We start from the raw sequence: 14,508 nt of genomic DNA on the forward strand, positions 1-14,508 counted from the left end.
ATCCTGCACCAATGATAGGTCCCAACGCGCAACGGAGTGCGGCGCGCACTCCCCGATCCCCAGGAGCAACGTGTGACAGTGACATCCCGCGAGATCGCGAGCCAGCCTGAGGTCTGGCGCCGCGCGCTCGAGACTCACGCGGACCGCGCCGCCGAGCTCCTGCGCCTCCCTGGTGAGCGCGTGCTGGTGCTCGGCTGCGGCACCTCCGCGTTCGCCGCCGAGTCGTTCGCGGCGCTGCGCGAACAGTCGGGGCTCGGCGTGACCGACGCCGCGTACGCCTCCGAGCCCTGGCCCTGGCGCGACTACGACTCGGTCATCGTGTTCAGCCGCTCCGGCACCACGACCGAAGTCATCGACGCGCTCGGCAGATTGCCCCAAGGCGTGCGCACGGTCGCCGTGACGGGCGTCGCGGACTCCGCGATCGCCGACGCCGTTAACGAGGTGCTGCTCCTCGACTTCGCGGACGAGGAGTCCGTGGTGCAGACGCGCTTTCCCACGACGCTCCTGGTGTTGGCGCGCGCGGCCCTTGGGGAGGACCTGAGCGCGCTGCCCAACCAGGCGCAGGAGGCGCTTTCGAGACCGCTCGATATCGACATCGAGGGACTCTCGCACTTCGTCTACCTCGGCAGCGGATGGACCTACGGGCTCGCGCAAGAGGCGGCGCTCAAGATTCGTGAGGCCGCGCAGGCATGGGCCGAGTCCTACCCGATGCTCGACTACCGTCACGGGCCGCTCGCCGTCGCCGACGCCCGGTCGTTGGTGTGGATCTTCGCAAACGCGGAGCCCTCGCTCGTCGCCGACATCGAGCGCACCGGCGCGACGGTCCGGGTCGGCACCGCGGACCCGCTCGTCGAACTCGTGCAAGCACAGCGCCTCGCCGTCGCGATCGCGGAGCGCAGCGGGCTCAACCCCGACGCCCCGCGCCACCTGACCCGTTCCATCGTCCTCGGCTGACCGCCGATCGCAATAGTCCAGAATCAGAATTCGAGAAAAGGAACCACGATGTCGAGTCCCCGCCGCATGAGCGCACTTCGCGCAGCTGGAGCCCTGGCGACATCCGCCACGCTCGTCGCCCTCGCTGGCTGCAGCGGGTCCCCTGAGGGCCCAACCACCGTCGACCCCGACGCCAAGGTCACGATCGAGGTGTGGTCGGGGCAGTCCGACGAGGCCGAGACCGTGATCGAGGGCCTCGCGGACGAGTTCGAGAAGGACCACCCCAACGTCACGATCAACATGTCGCCCGGCGCGTCGTCCACCGACGACCTGCTGCAGAAGCTTTCGGCCGGGTTCGCGGGCAACCAGTACCCCGACATGTCCTACGCGTACGGCTCGTGGGCCGGTCAACTCGAGGCATCGGGCCGGACGCTCGACATCAGCGACGAGGTCAAGAAGCCAGAGGTCAAGTGGGACGAGTTCACCGCTGCCGCGCGTGCGACTGCTCAGCCAACCGGCAACAAAGTGATCGGCTTCCCCGCCGTCGTCGACAACGTCGGCCTGCTGTACAACAAGACGCTCTTCGACGCCGCAGGCGTCGCATACCCCACCGACGACTGGACCTGGGATGACTTCCGGGCTGCAGCGAAGCAGTTGACCGATCCCGCGAACCACATCTACGGATACGGGTACTCCGTCACGGGCAGCGAGGAGACCACGTGGCAGTTCTGGCCGCACCTGTGGCAGAACGGTGGCTCGATCCTGAATGAGGACGGCACCAAGGCGGAGTTCAACTCCCAGGCCGGCGTCGACGCCCTCGAATTCCTGCGCGGTATGGCCGTAGACGACAAGAGCGTCTACCTGGATCAGACCGACGAGAAGTTCGCCCAGCTCTTCGTGAGCGACCGGATCGCCATGATCACCTCGGGCCCGTGGCAGCTCATCGACCTCAAGACCGGCGGCACCAGCTACGGCGTGGTTCAGCTGCCGGGCACCGACGGCGACCACCAGACGGTGTCCGGACCCGACATCTGGGCCCTGTTCGACCACAAGGACGCGAACCGGGCCTACTGGGCAACGCAGTTCGCCGAGTGGCTGACGTCGGCGGCTCAGGACGAGCGCTACAACGTCGCGATCGGGAACCTCCCGCTGCGCTCCTCGTCGGCGGCGTCTGTGTCCGTGGAGGAGCAGACGGCGCAGTTCCCGGGTTACGACGTGTTCGTCGCGAACGCGGCTAACGTCAAGCAGGCCCGGCCGACCACCGAGGGCTACGCGGCTCTGTCCGTGGCCATCGGCGACGCCATCGCCGCGGTGCTGCAGGGCCAAGGGGATCCGAAGACCGCCCTCGACGACGCCGCGAAGACCGCGGACGCGGCCCTCGCGAAGTAACCCCAAGAAGGCACAGGCTGATGGTCGACACGATTCTGAGTGAGGCAGAACATACGCCAGGGCCGATGACGCCCGACTCGGTCAGCCTGGGCAAGCGAGGGACGATCAAGGCGAGCCTCGCGGGTTGGGCGTTCATCGCGCCCGCCACCGCGATCATCCTTGGCCTGTCGATCTTTCCCGCGATGTGGGCGTTCGTGCTGTCGTTCCAGGACTGGGACGGGTTCAGCCAGGCCACCTGGGTTGGCGCGGAGAACTATGCGAATCTGATCAAGGACGCCGATTTCTGGGACGCGGTCAAGAACACGCTTGGCTACACGGTGATGTTCGTTCCCGCATCGGTGGCGATGGGCCTGCTCCTCGCGGTCGCGCTAAACCGCCGCATCCGCTGGATGGGCTTCTATCGCACGGCGATCTTCGTGCCGTTCGTCGTGTCCGCGGCGTCTACCGGAATCATCTCCACGTATCTGTTCAGCCCGCAGTTCGGTCTGGTCAACAACGTGCTCAGGATTCTGCACCTCCCCCAACAGGGCTGGCTCGACGACCCCAACCAGGCGATGGTCGTCATCGTCATCATGTCGCTGTGGGGTTCGGTGGCGTTCACCACCGTGATCTACCTCGCGGCCCTGCAGGATGTTCCTCCTGAGCTCCTCGAGGCCGCGCGCATGGACGGAGCGAGCGCCTGGCAGTCGTTCAGGGCCATCGTGTGGCCGCAGCTGGCGCCGGTGACGGTGTTCGTGGTGATCTGGCAGACGATCGAGGCGATCCAGCTCTTCGACCTCGTGTACACGACGACGCGCGGAGGCCCCTTGAACGCCACGACGACGATCGTCTACTTCCTCTACGACAAGGCGTTCCACTCGCTGCAGTTCGGGTACGGCTCGGCCGCGGCCTATGTGCTGTTCGCCGTGACGATGATCATCACGATCGGCGTGGTCATGTACTCGCGTCGCCGCGGCACGGAGGCGTTCTGACGATGACGGCACTTGATGGTCGCGTGGAGCCGACGGTGGCGCAAGACGAGCCCGGCGTGGAAGAACCGCACGTGGAGGCGAGGCACAAGCGGCGGCGCATGAGCCCGTGGCACTTTGTGCTGTTCCCGATCGCCGTGCTGTTCCTGGTTCCGTTCGCGCAGATGCTGCTCGCGTCCTTCTCCCCGGCGAAGGACCTCGTGACCTTCCCGCCTCCCTTCTTCCCGTCGCACTTCACGCTCGACGGCTACGCCAAGCTCTTCACCTCGACGGACATCTTCCTGTGGTTGCGCAACACGGTGATCGTGTCGGCGGCAGCGGTGATCTCGAACATCGTGCTGTGCTCGCTCGCCGGCTACGGCTTCGCGAGGCTCAGGTTCGCGGGCCGCAACTTCGGCTTCTTCCTTGTGCTCGCGACCATCATGATTCCCACGCAGCTGCTGATGATCCCCACGTACATCCTGTTCGCGAAGCTGGGTCTGCTCAACGGGCTTGGGGCGGCGATCGTGCCCTGGCTCGCAACCGCGTTCGGTGTCTTCCTCATGCGGCAGTTCTTCCTCTCGCTCCCGGTGGAGCTAGAGGAGGCGGCGCGATCGACGGCGCAAATCGCTGGCAGATCTTCTTCCGGATCGTGCTGCCCCTGGCGAAGCCGGCCATCGCCACCCTCGCGATCTTCACCCTCCTTGGCGCATGGAACGACCTGGTGTGGCCGCTCATCGCGATCAATAATGATCAGGCCTTCACGCTGCAGCTCGGCATCGCCAACTTCCAGGGGGCGCACCTGACGGACTGGAGTCTCGTCATGGCGGGCAACGTGGTCGCTACGCTTCCACTCATCGTGTTCTTCCTCTTCGCGCAGCGGCAGTTCATCGCCACCATGACCTTCTCGGGCCTCAAGGGATGAGCGATATCGACGTGCTCGTTGTCGGCGACGCGAATCCCGACCTCGTGCTCGCTGGTGACACCGTTCCGCGCTTTGGCCAGGCGGAGCAGCTGTTGGACAGCGCGGACCTGCTGCTCGGGGGAAGCGCCTCGATCGTGGCCTGCGGACTCGCGCGGCTCGGCGTGCGCACGGCCCTCGCCGCGGTGGTCGGCGACGATCGGTTCGGGGCCTTCGTGGTCGACCGCCTCCGCGAGGCCGAGGTGGATGTCTCCGCCGTCACCGTGGATCCCGAGCGGCCAACCGGCCTCTCCGTGATCCTCTCCCAGCCGGGCGATCGGGCCATCCTGACGCTGCCGGGGACCATCCCGGTTCTCACGGCGTCGGCCGTGCTCGAGGCGGCCGCGCGGTTCCGGCCGCGCCACATCCACATCGCTTCCTTCTTCTTGCAGCCGGAACTCGCGTCCGCCTTGCCGGAGCTCGCGGACCAGCTCGCGGCGAACGGCGCCACGCTCAGCCTGGACACCAACTGGGACCCAGCCGAACGCTGGGAGGGCCTCCGCGAGGTGCTGCCGCTCGTCGACGTCTTCCTCCCCAACGCCGAAGAGGCCCTGGCGATAGCGTCGGCCGTGCTTGGCCAGCCAGCCGCCAACCTGGACCACGCAGCGTCGGGCCTCTCTACGCTCGGCTGCCGTGTTGTGGTCAAGGCTGGGCCCGACGGTGGGGTCACCTTTGAGCGCGGCGCTCGCACAGCGTCGGGCCCGGGTTTGGTAGTTGACGTAGTGGACACCACCGGAGCCGGGGACAGCTTTGACGCGGGCTACCTCGCGGCGTTCCTTGGCGGCGTTGCCGAAGAGAGCGATCGTTTGCGGTGGGCCGCTGTCGCCGGTTCGCTCTCGGTCTGCGGGCGTGGCGGCACCGCCGCGCAGGCCACGCGCGACGAGCTGCTGCGGTCACTCGGATGACGCTCCACACACTCGGGCTCACGCCCGCCCTCGATGTGGTCTACGTGCTCGACGAGGTGCGGCTGGGCGCGATCCACCGCCCGCCGGTGATCATCAAGTCCGCGGGCGGCAAGTCTCTCAACGTGGCTCGCGCCCTTGCCCGGCTTGGGGCGCCCGCGCGCGCGATCGTCCCGCTTGGGGGGCACGTTGGCGATCTCGTCGCGGCGCTGCTCGCGGACAGCGGGGTCGAGCTCGATCGCATCCCGACCTCGATCGAGACGCGGATGTGCGTGACCGCATGCGACACGTCCGCCGGGGAGCTCACGGAGTTCTACGAGCCGGTGGTCGATCTTGACGTTCCGCTTGCCGAGATCGCGCGCCGGACGTCATCGGTGAAGCCGGGAGAGTGGCTGATCGTCTCGGGATCGGTGCCGGCGGGCATCGACTCGGCGGCGCTCGCGCGGCTCCTCGCCGCCGACGCCGCGCGCGGTGTGCTGCTCGCCGTCGATGTGCACGGCCCCGCGCTCGGCGCCATCGTCGAGACTGCGCACCCGCGGCTGGCCAAGGTGAACCGAGCGGAGGCGGCAGACCTCACCGGCGAGGCGGACCCGAAGGCAGCTGCGAGCCAGCTCGTGGCGCGGGGTGCCCACACGGCCGTGGTGACGGACGGCCGGGCGGCTCCTTCGCCGTGACCGCCGCCGGCGAGCACGCGTCATCCCCGCCCGTGGACTCGCCGGGACTGTTTCCCGTGGGCAGCGGAGACTGCTTTCTCGCGGGCCTGGTGAGTGCGCTGGAGCGGGGCCTCGAGTTGGGCGGGGCGCTCGCAGTCGCTGCTCGGGTGGGTGCGGCGAACGCGCAGGTGCCAGGCGCGGCGGTGTTCGACGTGCCCGAGCTTTCGCCGTCCTAGAGACCCCGTGGCCTGTCAGGGTCTCGTGACAGGGTTGGGGCCATGGCCCACCGCGCGCCGCTGCCGGCGACTTGGAAGTTCGACTACCCCGTGTTTCACGCCCAGACGCGTGGCGAGTGGCGGGAGTGGCTGCTTGAGAACCACGCGACGACGCGTGGCGTGTGGCTGTGCTCGTGGCGGACGGAGGCGCTCGGTCCGCGTTGCCCGTACCCGGACGCGGTCGAGGAGGCGATCTGCTTTGGGTGGATTGACTCCACCACCGTGGCGCTTGACGAGGAGCGCGGTCTGCAGATGTTCACTCCGCGCAAGGGCAAGAGCGCGTGGACGCGGCTCAACCGCCAACGCGCCGGGGACCTGGAGCAGCGCGGGCTCATGGCGGATGCGGGGCGAGCGGCGATCACGGCCGCACGCGCCACAGGGTGGTGGACCATCATGGACAGCGTCGAAGATCTCGTTGAGCCGCCCGAGCTCACTGCAGCTTTGGATGCCGAGCCCGCGGCCCGGCTCGCGTGGGATTCCTTCCCGCCGAGCGCTCGCAAGCAGATGTTGTTCTGGATCGTCACCGCGGTTCAGGACCAGACCCGCGCGCAACGGGTGGCCGAGGTCGTAACCGCGGCCGCCGAGGGACGCCGCGCTCGCGGGTGACGCTCAAGCGCCTCTGGCGCCCTGCGAGTACATAAGGTCCGGAATCAAGAAAGTGCGGCTTCCTGCGGACACATGAGGTCCGGTCTCAATCCTGGAGCCCCCACGCGTGCTCGCGAACGGCCCGGATCGCGTACGGCCCGGATCGCGCCCGCCCGGACCTGGAGGTACCCACAGGAGACCGGAATCGCCGAAAGCCGGACCTGATGCACTCACAGGACGCCCAACACGAAAGCCCCCGGCGAACCGGGGGCTTCCTGTGGCGGTGACGGTGGGATTTGAACCCACGGTGGACTTGCACCCACACACGCTTTCGAGGCGTGCTCCTTAGGCCGCTCGGACACGTCACCGCCTGCAAGGGTACCTGGTGCGAGTACGCGGCTCCAAACGGCGTCGGGCGTAGTTACCACTCGGTAGAAATCATTGGCGAACTATGCCACCATGGACGCATAAGGGGACGGGGACGCAAAGGAGCACCATGACCACCGAGCCGTACCGCGACGCTTCGCTCCCAACTGAAGAGCGCGTCGCCGATCTGTTGAGCCGCATGACCGTCGAGGAGAAGGCGGGACAGCTGACCCAGTACTTCCACTTCGGCTCGATGTTCGGCGAGATGCCAGACACAGGTGACAGCGAACCCAACCCCTTCTTCGCGCACATCCGCACGCCCGACGTGGTCGAGAACGAGGTCGCCGCCGGCCGCGCGGGCTCCGTTCTCTTTGTGCGCGACGCCGCCAACGCCAACCGCATTCAGCGCCGCGCCGTCGAGGAGAGCCGCCTCGGCATCCCACTCATCTTCGGCTTCGACGTCATCCACGGAATGCGCACCATCTTCCCCGCGCCCATCGGCCTCGCCGCCACGTGGGACCCCGAGACGATCGAGGCCGCGCAGGCGGTCGCCGCGCGCGAGGCCCGCGCCAACGGCATCCACTGGACGTTCGCCCCCATGGTCGACATTGCGCGCGACCCCGCTGGGGCCGCATGTTCGAGGGCGCGGGCGAGGACCCGTACCTCGGCGGCAAGGTGGCCGCGGCACAGGTGCGCGGCTTCCAAGGTGACCTAGGCGCGGAGAACGTCATCGCCGGCCCCAAGCACTTCGCGGGCTACGGCGCCGCCGTTGGCGGTCGCGACTACGAGGAGGCGGAGATCTCCGACTCCGAGCTGTGGAACGTCTACCTCCCACCGTTCAAGGCCGCGATCGACGCGGGCGCCGGCAACATCATGAGCGCCTACATGGAGCTCAACGGCGTGCCGGCCACGGGCAACAAGTGGCTCCTCACCGACGTGCTTCGCACGGCATGGGGCTTCGAGGGCTGGGTGGTGAGCGACGCCAACGCCGCGCACTCGCTCGAGGCGCAGCACTTCGCCAAGGACCAGTCCGACGCCGGCGTGCGCGCCCTCAACGCTGGCCTCGACATGGAGATGACCATGCTCGAGCCCGCGTACGGCTTCCTGCCCGACGCTGTGGCCGACGGGCGCGTCGACGTCGCCGTGCTCGACGCCTCGGTTTCCCGGGTGCTCGCGGCCAAGTTCCGGCTAGGCCTGTTCGAGAACCCCTACACCGACGAGGCGCTTGGCGCCGAGGTACTCGGCGCTCCAGAGCACGGCGAGACCGCTCGCCGCGCCGCCGAGCACTCGCTGGTGCTGCTCAAGAACGACGGCGTGCTGCCCCTGGACCGCACCGCCGTCACCAAGGTCGCCGTGATCGGCCAGCTCGCGGCGAGCAAGCGCGACACGCTCGGCTCGTGGTCGTTCGACCACGTGACCGAAGACACGGTGACGATCCTCGAGGCCCTTAACCAGGCCGTCGGGCCGGATGTTGAGGTGACGTTTGCGCCGGGCGCGAGCATCCCGGAGAAGCTCTTCAAGTCATTCTTCGACGACGCGACCCACCCCTCGGACGCGACACCGGACGACTACGACGACGAGGCAGAGACCGCGAAGGCCGTGGCGCTCGCGGCCCAATCCGAGGTGACCGTGGTGGTGGTTGGCGAGCGCCAGACCCAATCGGGCGAGCTCGCGTCACGCTCCACCCTGGAGCTGCCGCCCGCCCAGGTGGCGCAGCTGCAAAGGATTGCCGAGACGGGCACCAAGATCGTGCTCCTCGTCATGTCCGCGCGTCCGCTGGACCTGCGCTGGGCCAGCGAGAACGTGAGCGCGATCCTCGACATCTGGCACCCGGGCACGCGCGGAGGCGAGGCGGTGGCGTCGGCCCTGCTTGGCGAGTTCAGCCCCGCCGGGCGCCTGCCGTTCACGTGGCCCCAGCACGTGGGCCAGGTGCCGCTGTACTACGCGCACTCGACCACGTTCCAGCCGCAGGGCGCGAGTGCGCGGTACTGGGACGACGCCTCGGTGCCGCTGTTCCCGTTCGGCTTTGGGCTCAGCTATGCGACGTTCGACTACGCGAATCTGCGGGTCTCGCGCGACGCGATCGCCGTTGGCGAGTCCGTTGAGGTGAGCGTGGACGTCACCAACCGGTCCGGCATCGAGGCCGACGAGGTGGTGCAGCTCTACATCCACCAGCGGTATGGGTCCGCGGCCCGGCCTGTCCGCGAGCTCAAGGGCTTCCGCCGGGTGGAGTTCGCGCCCGGCGAGACGCAGACGGTGACGTTTGAGTTGGGGCCGGACGAGCTCACCTACTGGAGCGCGGCGACTCGCGGGTTTGTGCAGGAGGCCAGCGAGTTTGACGTGTGGGTCGGCGGGGACTCGACGGCGTCGCTGGCGGCCACGTTTAGCGTTACGAACTAGGCCAGGGGTTCACCTATCCACAGGCCCGACGCTGTTCAGAGGGTTTGTGGGTGCGCGGCGGTAGTCTGGGCCCACCACCCACAGGAGAATCTCCATGACCGCTTCAGTACCGGCGCAGGCTCCCCAGCCGACTCCCGGTGACGAGGCGCTCGGCGAGGTCTCCGCAGTGCTCCTCAACCTCGAGCACACCATCGCACGCGCCAAGAAGGGCCTGGTAAACGTGCGGAAGCAGGGTGGAAATGCGAATGTGGAGCTGGCTCTCGAGGCCGCGATCGCAGAGCTGACCAAGCAGCACAAGCGGCTGATGCAAGACACCTACTACGCGGGGAATGCCATCCGCCTTCTCTAGGCGGCGGCTTGACCTGGCAGCGGTCTCGACCCTTGTGTGGGCAGAACTCGGTTGTCGGTGCCTTGCCGGAGAATGGCTAGGTCGAGTGCCAGGATGTTGATATGGAAGGAGGCCCAACCATGATCCCCGATGTGATGTTGACGCCTCGTTACACATTGGCTGAAGCGGCGAAGATCATCGGCATCCCCACCGGGACAATCCGGTCCTGGGCGCGTGGCCGTGATTTCCCGACGAAGGCTGGAACGCTCGGTCACTCGCCGGCACTTGTCACCGACACTGGCGTGGCGCAGCCCGGCCACGCGACCTTGCCATTTATGGGCTTGGCCGAGGCGGCGTTTCTCGCGGCGGTGCGGAGTACCGGTGTGCCCATGCAGCGCATTCGGCCTGCGTTGGAACGTCTGCGAGACGAGCTGGGCCTAGAGCACGCGCTCGCTAGCAAGGAGCTGTTCAGCGACGGAGCCGAACTGCTCTATCGGGTCGGAGTGGAGTCCGGTGCCACCGATCGCGACATCGAGTACGTCGTTGTTCGCAACAACCAGGGTGTATTCGCACCCGTTGTGCACGACTACCTCCGGCACGTGAGGTTTGGACCGTCTGGCTACGTCGAGGCCATCCGCTTGCCAAAGTACGGCGAGGCGGATGTGATCGTCGATCCTCGGTTCGGTTTTGGACGACCTGTGCTTGAAAGCAACGGCGTACGTGTGGCGACAATCCTTGACCGGTTCGATGCCGGTGAGTCCGTGCCCGATCTGGCCACCGACTTCGGCGTCACGCCCGCGGTCGTGGAGCAACTGCTCAGAGCCAATCTCCATCTTGCCGCCTGACTTTTTCCTCGACCGCAATCTTGGAACCCGCACGGTCCCAGAGGCACTTCGCGCGGCGGGTTGGAATGTCACCACGCTTGCCGATGTGTTCGGCGAGCATCCGGGACAACGCGTTGCCGATGAACACTGGTTGCGCTACGTAGGTGAGCATGGTCTCGCCGTGCTCACCAAAGACGAGCGCATCCGGTATCGCGATGTTGAGCGCGCTGCGCTGGTGCGGCATGGCGTTGTCGTCTTCTGCCTCACGAACGCCCGCCTCACAGGAGCCCAGCAAGCCGAGCGCTTCATCAAGTTTCAGCAACGCATATTCAGCCTTGCGAGTGTCCCCGGCCCGGCGATCCACATGGTCAGCGCGACCTCCTTGCGGCGAGTCCCGGAAATCTGAACTTCCAGCCTGCGCTCTTGGCCACTGTCATCGGGCGACCGCTGCCCGCCGCACCACGTCCGGCCGGTGGATGAAGGCCGTGAGCACGCCGATCGTCGCGCCCACGAGCGTGTCGACGATGCGCTCGCGGGCAATCTCCACCGAGCCGAACTGACCGGACGCGACCGTGGCGAGCATGAGCGCGAGCGGAGTGAGCATGACCACGGCGAGGGCGTAGTTCCTGGTAATGACGATCTCGGCGCCGTACTGCAGGGCGAACATGAGGGCGACGATCGCCCAGTCGCCCGGGTGGATCGCCGCGAGGGCGAGGTAGGCCGCGGCGCCCGCGAACGTGCCAAGGGTGCGGTGCAGGCCGCGCTGCAGCGCCGGCCCGCGGCTGGGAACGAAGCCCACGACCACCACGCCGCTTGCGACCACCCAATACGCGCGCTCGGGGTCAACGGTGACCACCGCGGCGACCGTGCCCGCGATCGCGACCACGACGTTGCGCGCCACGAGCTCCACGCGCCCGCGATCCCACGGGTCGGGTGTGAGGAGTTCGCGAGTGCTGCGCGGCGTGACCTTCCAGTGCACCTTGCGAACGAGCGGTGCCACGCTGATCACGATCGCAAGAGCGCAACCGGCGGTGACGCACGCGACGAGCGTGGTGCCCACCACCCCGTGCGCCACGGCGTTCGCCGACAGCCCGTAGACGAGCACGGGGAACAGCGGCCCCGGTGGCCCTAGGCGAAACGCCTCCACGCCAATGCTCGCGACCACCGTCACGACCACCAGACCCAACGTGGCCCAGAAGCGGTGGGAGCCCAGCACCGCGCCGAGCGCCGCGGAACCGATGATGGCGAGCGCCGCAACTGGGCGCAGCCGGAGTCGCTCCAGCCGGGGCAGCGCGGCGAAGTACGGCACCGTGAACGCGCCGACGCTCGCGAGCATGCCAAGGTCGATCCGCCCCGCGGCGGTGCCGATCGCCAGCGGGATCGCGAGCGTGAGCGCCATCTGCAACGCGATGGGCCATCGCGGCTGCGTGGGTGGCACGAGCGTGCCCAGGCTCGAGACGGCGTTGGCCATCGCGGCCCGCCACTCGTCTCGCCTGCGCTCGTACGCCACTCAGGGCCTGCGTTCGGCAAAGAAGCTCTGCAGCAGCGCGGCGGACTCCTCCGCCCTGACCCCAGAGATCACCTCCACGCGGGACCCGATCCGCGCGTCGCGCACCACGTCCCATTGCGAGCCGGTGGCGCCCGCCTTCTCGTCCCACGCGCCAATCACGATTCGGGGGATGCGTGCGGCGAGGATCGCGCCCGCGCACATGAGGCACGGCTCAAGCGTCACCACCAGGGTGCAGTCGTCAAGCCTCCAGCTGCCCGACGCTGTGGCCGCCTCCCGTAGCGCCAGCACCTCGGCGTGGGCCGTGGGGTCGCTCGCGAGTTCGCGCTGGTTGTGGCCCTCGCCGATGATCTCGCCTTCGGCGTTCAGGACGACGGCGCCGACGGGCACGTCGCCTGCCCGCGCGGCCGCCAGGGCGAGGTCGAGCGCCTTACCCATGGCAGCGTCGTACCGGCTCACGCAACCAGGCTAGTGGGGTGGCCGAGCGCGGTACGTTTGTGCCATGGAGCTGCACGTCGCCGACCACCCGCTCGTCCGCCACAAGATCACCGTGCTGCGGGACAAGAACACGACTTCTCCGATCTTCCGCCAGCTCGTGGAGGAGCTCGTGGCGCTGCTCGCGTATGAGGCGACGCGGAACATTCGCGTCGAGGACCATCCGGTTGAGACGCCCCTCACCACGACTGTTGGCACGCGGCTCGCCGACCCGCGGCCGCTCATCGTGCCGATCCTGCGCGCGGGGCTCGGCATGCTCGAGGGACTGATGCGGGTGGTGCCTTCAGCGGAGGTGGGGTTCCTTGGCCTCAAGCGAGACGAGGAGACGCTCGAGGCGATCACCTACGCCAACCGGCTGCCCGAGCACCTCGACGGCCGCCAGGTGTTCATCCTCGATCCGATGCTCGCCACCGGCGGGTCGCTTGTGGCCGCGATCAACTACGTGCTGCAGCGCGGCGCCACCGACGTCACGTGCGTGTGCCTGCTCGCGGCGCCGGAGGGGATCGAGCACGTGCGGTCCCAGGTGGGAGATCGCGCGGAGGTGTCGGTTGTTGTCGCGTGCGTTGACGAGCGGCTCAACGAGCAGGGGTACATCGTGCCGGGGCTTGGCGACGCGGGGGACAGGCTCTACGGCCTCGTCTAGTCATCCTGCTACGCAATGACTTGCGCAATTGCGCAAGAGTTTGCGTAGAATTGCCGTCATGTCGAAGCGTCTTGCAGAGGTTGCGCAGAAGGTTGGCGTCTCCGAGGCCACTGTCAGCCGCGTCCTGAACGGCAAGCCCGGCGTGTCCGAGGCCACGCGGCAGGCGGTCCTCACCGCGCTCGACGTGATGGGCTACGAGCGGCCGTCCAAGTTGCGCGGGGGTCGCGCCCGGCTGGTCGCGCTCGTGCTTCCGGAGCTCCAGAACCCCATCTTCCCCGCGCTCGCCGAGATCGTGAGCGGCGGCCTCACGCAGAACGGGTACACGCCCCTCCTGTGCACCCAGAACTCCGGCGGCATCACCGAGTCCGACTACGTGGACCTCATGCTCGCGCAGCAGGTGAGCGGCGTGATCTTCGTTGGCGGCAACTACACGGAAACCGACGCGCCACACGAGCACTACGACAGGCTGCGCAAGGTCAACTTGCCAACAGTCCTGGTAAGCGCGCCGATTCCGGAGATGGACTTCGCGACCGTGTCGACCGACGACGCGTCCGCGGCCGAACAGGCCGTGAGCCACCTGCACCAGCTGGGGCATCGGCGGATAGGGCTGCTGCTCGGGCCGGTTGGCCACCAGCCCTCGCGCCGCAAGCGCGAGGGGGCAGAGCGGACGCTCGCCCGGCTCGGCTCGCCGCTTGACCCGGAACTCGTGGTGAACGGGCTGTACTCGATCGAATCCGGGCAGGCCGGAGCGTCGCGACTGTTCGCGGCCGGGTGCACCGGCGTCGTATGCGCCTCCGACCCGTTGGCGCTCGGCGCCGTGCGCGCGGCCAAGCGCGCGGGGCTCGATGTGCCGGGCGACGTGTCGATCGTCGGCTACGACGACTCGGTGCTGATGAGCTTCACCGAGCCGCCGCTCACGACCGTGCGCCAGCCCATCGACGCCATGGGACGGACCGTCATCGATATCCTCCTAGGCCTGATAGCAGGCACGATGACTGCCGGCGACGAGCTCCTCTTCGAGCCCGAGCTGGTGCTGCGCGGCTCCACGGGCCCCGCACGCGCGTAACTCGCGCCGCGCGCGGGCGGTCAACGAAAGACAAGGGTCGCTGGGACACGTGTGACCTAAGTGACTGTTCGTGGGGCTGCCGGAGTCACTTCCGCCACTCAAGTCCCAGCGACCCTTGTTTGTCTCACGGCCTTCGAAACGTTACTAACCGGGCCGTTACCAAATCGCAATCTTTCTCACGCGTAGCAAAAACTTGCGCGCAAACTGTCAGCAAGTTACGGTGTCTCCAGATCG

At 67.9% G+C, this 14,508-nt stretch carries 16 protein-coding genes, 1 tRNA gene and 1 pseudogene; 14 read left to right on the plus strand and 4 right to left on the minus strand.

Annotated features, from left to right (window positions below):
* Positions 1–72: 72 nt before the first annotated feature.
* The 8 genes from NVV57_06610 (at position 73) to NVV57_06645 (ending at position 6,666) form a co-directional block, all read left to right on the plus strand.
* Complete coding sequence (locus tag NVV57_06610) at positions 73–954, plus strand: SIS domain-containing protein (GenBank protein ID MCR6712373.1); 882 nt, start codon at positions 73–75, stop codon at positions 952–954.
* Between the two features lie 66 nt (positions 955–1,020).
* On the plus strand, positions 1,021–2,322 hold the full coding sequence (locus NVV57_06615) for an ABC transporter substrate-binding protein (protein ID MCR6712374.1): 1,302 nt from the start codon (positions 1,021–1,023) through the stop codon (positions 2,320–2,322).
* A gap of 65 nt (positions 2,323–2,387) precedes the next feature.
* On the plus strand, positions 2,388–3,293 hold the full coding sequence (locus tag NVV57_06620; protein ID MCR6712375.1) for a sugar ABC transporter permease: 906 nt from the start codon (positions 2,388–2,390) through the stop codon (positions 3,291–3,293).
* A gap of 628 nt (positions 3,294–3,921) precedes the next feature.
* Positions 3,922–4,194 (plus strand): hypothetical protein, encoded by a 273-nt coding sequence (locus tag NVV57_06625; GenBank protein ID MCR6712376.1) that lies wholly within the window; start codon positions 3,922–3,924, stop codon positions 4,192–4,194.
* Positions 4,191–5,135: a sugar kinase gene (locus tag NVV57_06630; GenBank protein MCR6712377.1), complete on the plus strand. Its 945-nt coding sequence runs from the start codon at positions 4,191–4,193 to the stop codon at positions 5,133–5,135. Before NVV57_06625 ends, NVV57_06630 begins: the two co-directional genes overlap by 4 nt.
* Complete coding sequence (locus tag NVV57_06635) at positions 5,132–5,806, plus strand: PfkB family carbohydrate kinase (GenBank protein MCR6712378.1); 675 nt, start codon at positions 5,132–5,134, stop codon at positions 5,804–5,806. The genes NVV57_06630 and NVV57_06635 overlap by 4 nt, the downstream gene beginning before the upstream one ends.
* Entirely contained in the window at positions 5,803–6,021 is a 219-nt protein-coding gene (locus tag NVV57_06640; protein ID MCR6712379.1) for a PfkB family carbohydrate kinase, read from the plus strand. The genes NVV57_06635 and NVV57_06640 overlap by 4 nt, the downstream gene beginning before the upstream one ends.
* A 42-nt stretch (positions 6,022–6,063) precedes the next feature.
* Positions 6,064–6,666, plus strand: coding sequence for a YdeI/OmpD-associated family protein (locus NVV57_06645; protein ID MCR6712380.1), 603 nt, complete (start codon positions 6,064–6,066; stop codon positions 6,664–6,666).
* A 257-nt stretch (positions 6,667–6,923) separates the two neighbouring features.
* Here NVV57_06645 and NVV57_06650 read toward each other — a convergent pair.
* A tRNA-Ser gene (locus NVV57_06650) sits at positions 6,924–7,013 on the minus strand.
* A 251-nt stretch (positions 7,014–7,264) separates the two neighbouring features.
* Here NVV57_06650 and NVV57_06655 point away from each other — a divergent pair.
* The 4 genes and pseudogenes from NVV57_06655 to NVV57_06670 all read left to right on the plus strand — a co-directional run bounded on the left by NVV57_06655 (position 7,265) and on the right by NVV57_06670 (position 10,584).
* Positions 7,265–8,991 (plus strand): annotated as a pseudogene (locus tag NVV57_06655) (glycoside hydrolase family 3 C-terminal domain-containing protein).
* A 174-nt stretch (positions 8,992–9,165) separates the two neighbouring features.
* The gene (locus tag NVV57_06660; protein MCR6712381.1) at positions 9,166–9,411 is read left to right on the plus strand and encodes a fibronectin type III-like domain-contianing protein; all 246 of its coding nucleotides are present in this window, start codon (positions 9,166–9,168) and stop codon (positions 9,409–9,411) included.
* 94 nt (positions 9,412–9,505) lie between these two features.
* Positions 9,506–9,760: a hypothetical protein gene (locus tag NVV57_06665; GenBank protein MCR6712382.1), complete on the plus strand. Its 255-nt coding sequence runs from the start codon at positions 9,506–9,508 to the stop codon at positions 9,758–9,760.
* Positions 9,761–9,879: 119 nt separating this feature from the next.
* The gene (locus tag NVV57_06670) at positions 9,880–10,584 is read left to right on the plus strand and encodes a DUF433 domain-containing protein (GenBank protein ID MCR6712383.1); all 705 of its coding nucleotides are present in this window, start codon (positions 9,880–9,882) and stop codon (positions 10,582–10,584) included.
* Here NVV57_06670 and NVV57_06675 read toward each other — a convergent pair.
* From NVV57_06675 to tadA, 3 genes are all read right to left on the minus strand, one after another.
* On the minus strand, positions 10,556–10,927 hold the full coding sequence (locus NVV57_06675; protein ID MCR6712384.1) for a hypothetical protein: 372 nt from the start codon (positions 10,925–10,927) through the stop codon (positions 10,556–10,558). The genes NVV57_06670 and NVV57_06675 overlap by 29 nt on opposite strands.
* Before the next feature lie 69 nt (positions 10,928–10,996).
* Entirely contained in the window at positions 10,997–12,073 is a 1,077-nt protein-coding gene (locus tag NVV57_06680; protein MCR6712385.1) for an FUSC family protein, read from the minus strand.
* Positions 12,074–12,508, minus strand: coding sequence for a tRNA adenosine(34) deaminase TadA (gene tadA / locus NVV57_06685; protein ID MCR6712386.1), 435 nt, complete (start codon positions 12,506–12,508; stop codon positions 12,074–12,076).
* A gap of 64 nt (positions 12,509–12,572) precedes the next feature.
* Between tadA and upp the strand changes: the two genes are divergently transcribed.
* Positions 12,573–13,208: a uracil phosphoribosyltransferase gene (gene upp / locus NVV57_06690; protein MCR6712387.1), complete on the plus strand. Its 636-nt coding sequence runs from the start codon at positions 12,573–12,575 to the stop codon at positions 13,206–13,208.
* A 40-nt stretch (positions 13,209–13,248) separates the two neighbouring features.
* On the plus strand, positions 13,249–14,274 hold the full coding sequence (locus tag NVV57_06695; GenBank protein MCR6712388.1) for a LacI family transcriptional regulator: 1,026 nt from the start codon (positions 13,249–13,251) through the stop codon (positions 14,272–14,274).
* The last annotated feature ends 234 nt before the right edge of the window (positions 14,275–14,508 follow it).

This window comes from Demequina sp., assembly GCA_024707205.1.
In the GTDB taxonomy this organism is placed as follows: Bacteria; Actinomycetota; Actinomycetes; order Actinomycetales; family Demequinaceae; genus Demequina.

What these genes read in the sequence shown, in the direction of transcription:
- NVV57_06670 (MCR6712383.1), top strand. Translation starts at nt 9,880, where the DNA reads ATGATCCCCGATGTGATGTTGACGCCTCGTTACACATTGGCTGAAGCG.
- NVV57_06665 (MCR6712382.1), top strand. Translation starts at nt 9,506, where the DNA reads ATGACCGCTTCAGTACCGGCGCAGGCTCCCCAGCCGACTCCCGGTGAC.
- upp (MCR6712387.1), top strand. Translation starts at nt 12,573, where the DNA reads ATGGAGCTGCACGTCGCCGACCACCCGCTCGTCCGCCACAAGATCACC.
- NVV57_06620 (MCR6712375.1), top strand. Translation starts at nt 2,388, where the DNA reads ATGACGCCCGACTCGGTCAGCCTGGGCAAGCGAGGGACGATCAAGGCG.
- NVV57_06615 (MCR6712374.1), top strand. Translation starts at nt 1,021, where the DNA reads ATGAGCGCACTTCGCGCAGCTGGAGCCCTGGCGACATCCGCCACGCTC.
- tadA (MCR6712386.1), bottom strand. Translation starts at nt 12,508, where the DNA reads ATGGGTAAGGCGCTCGACCTCGCCCTGGCGGCCGCGCGGGCAGGCGAC.
- NVV57_06635 (MCR6712378.1), top strand. Translation starts at nt 5,132, where the DNA reads ATGACGCTCCACACACTCGGGCTCACGCCCGCCCTCGATGTGGTCTAC.
- NVV57_06645 (MCR6712380.1), top strand. Translation starts at nt 6,064, where the DNA reads ATGGCCCACCGCGCGCCGCTGCCGGCGACTTGGAAGTTCGACTACCCC.
- NVV57_06630 (MCR6712377.1), top strand. Translation starts at nt 4,191, where the DNA reads ATGAGCGATATCGACGTGCTCGTTGTCGGCGACGCGAATCCCGACCTC.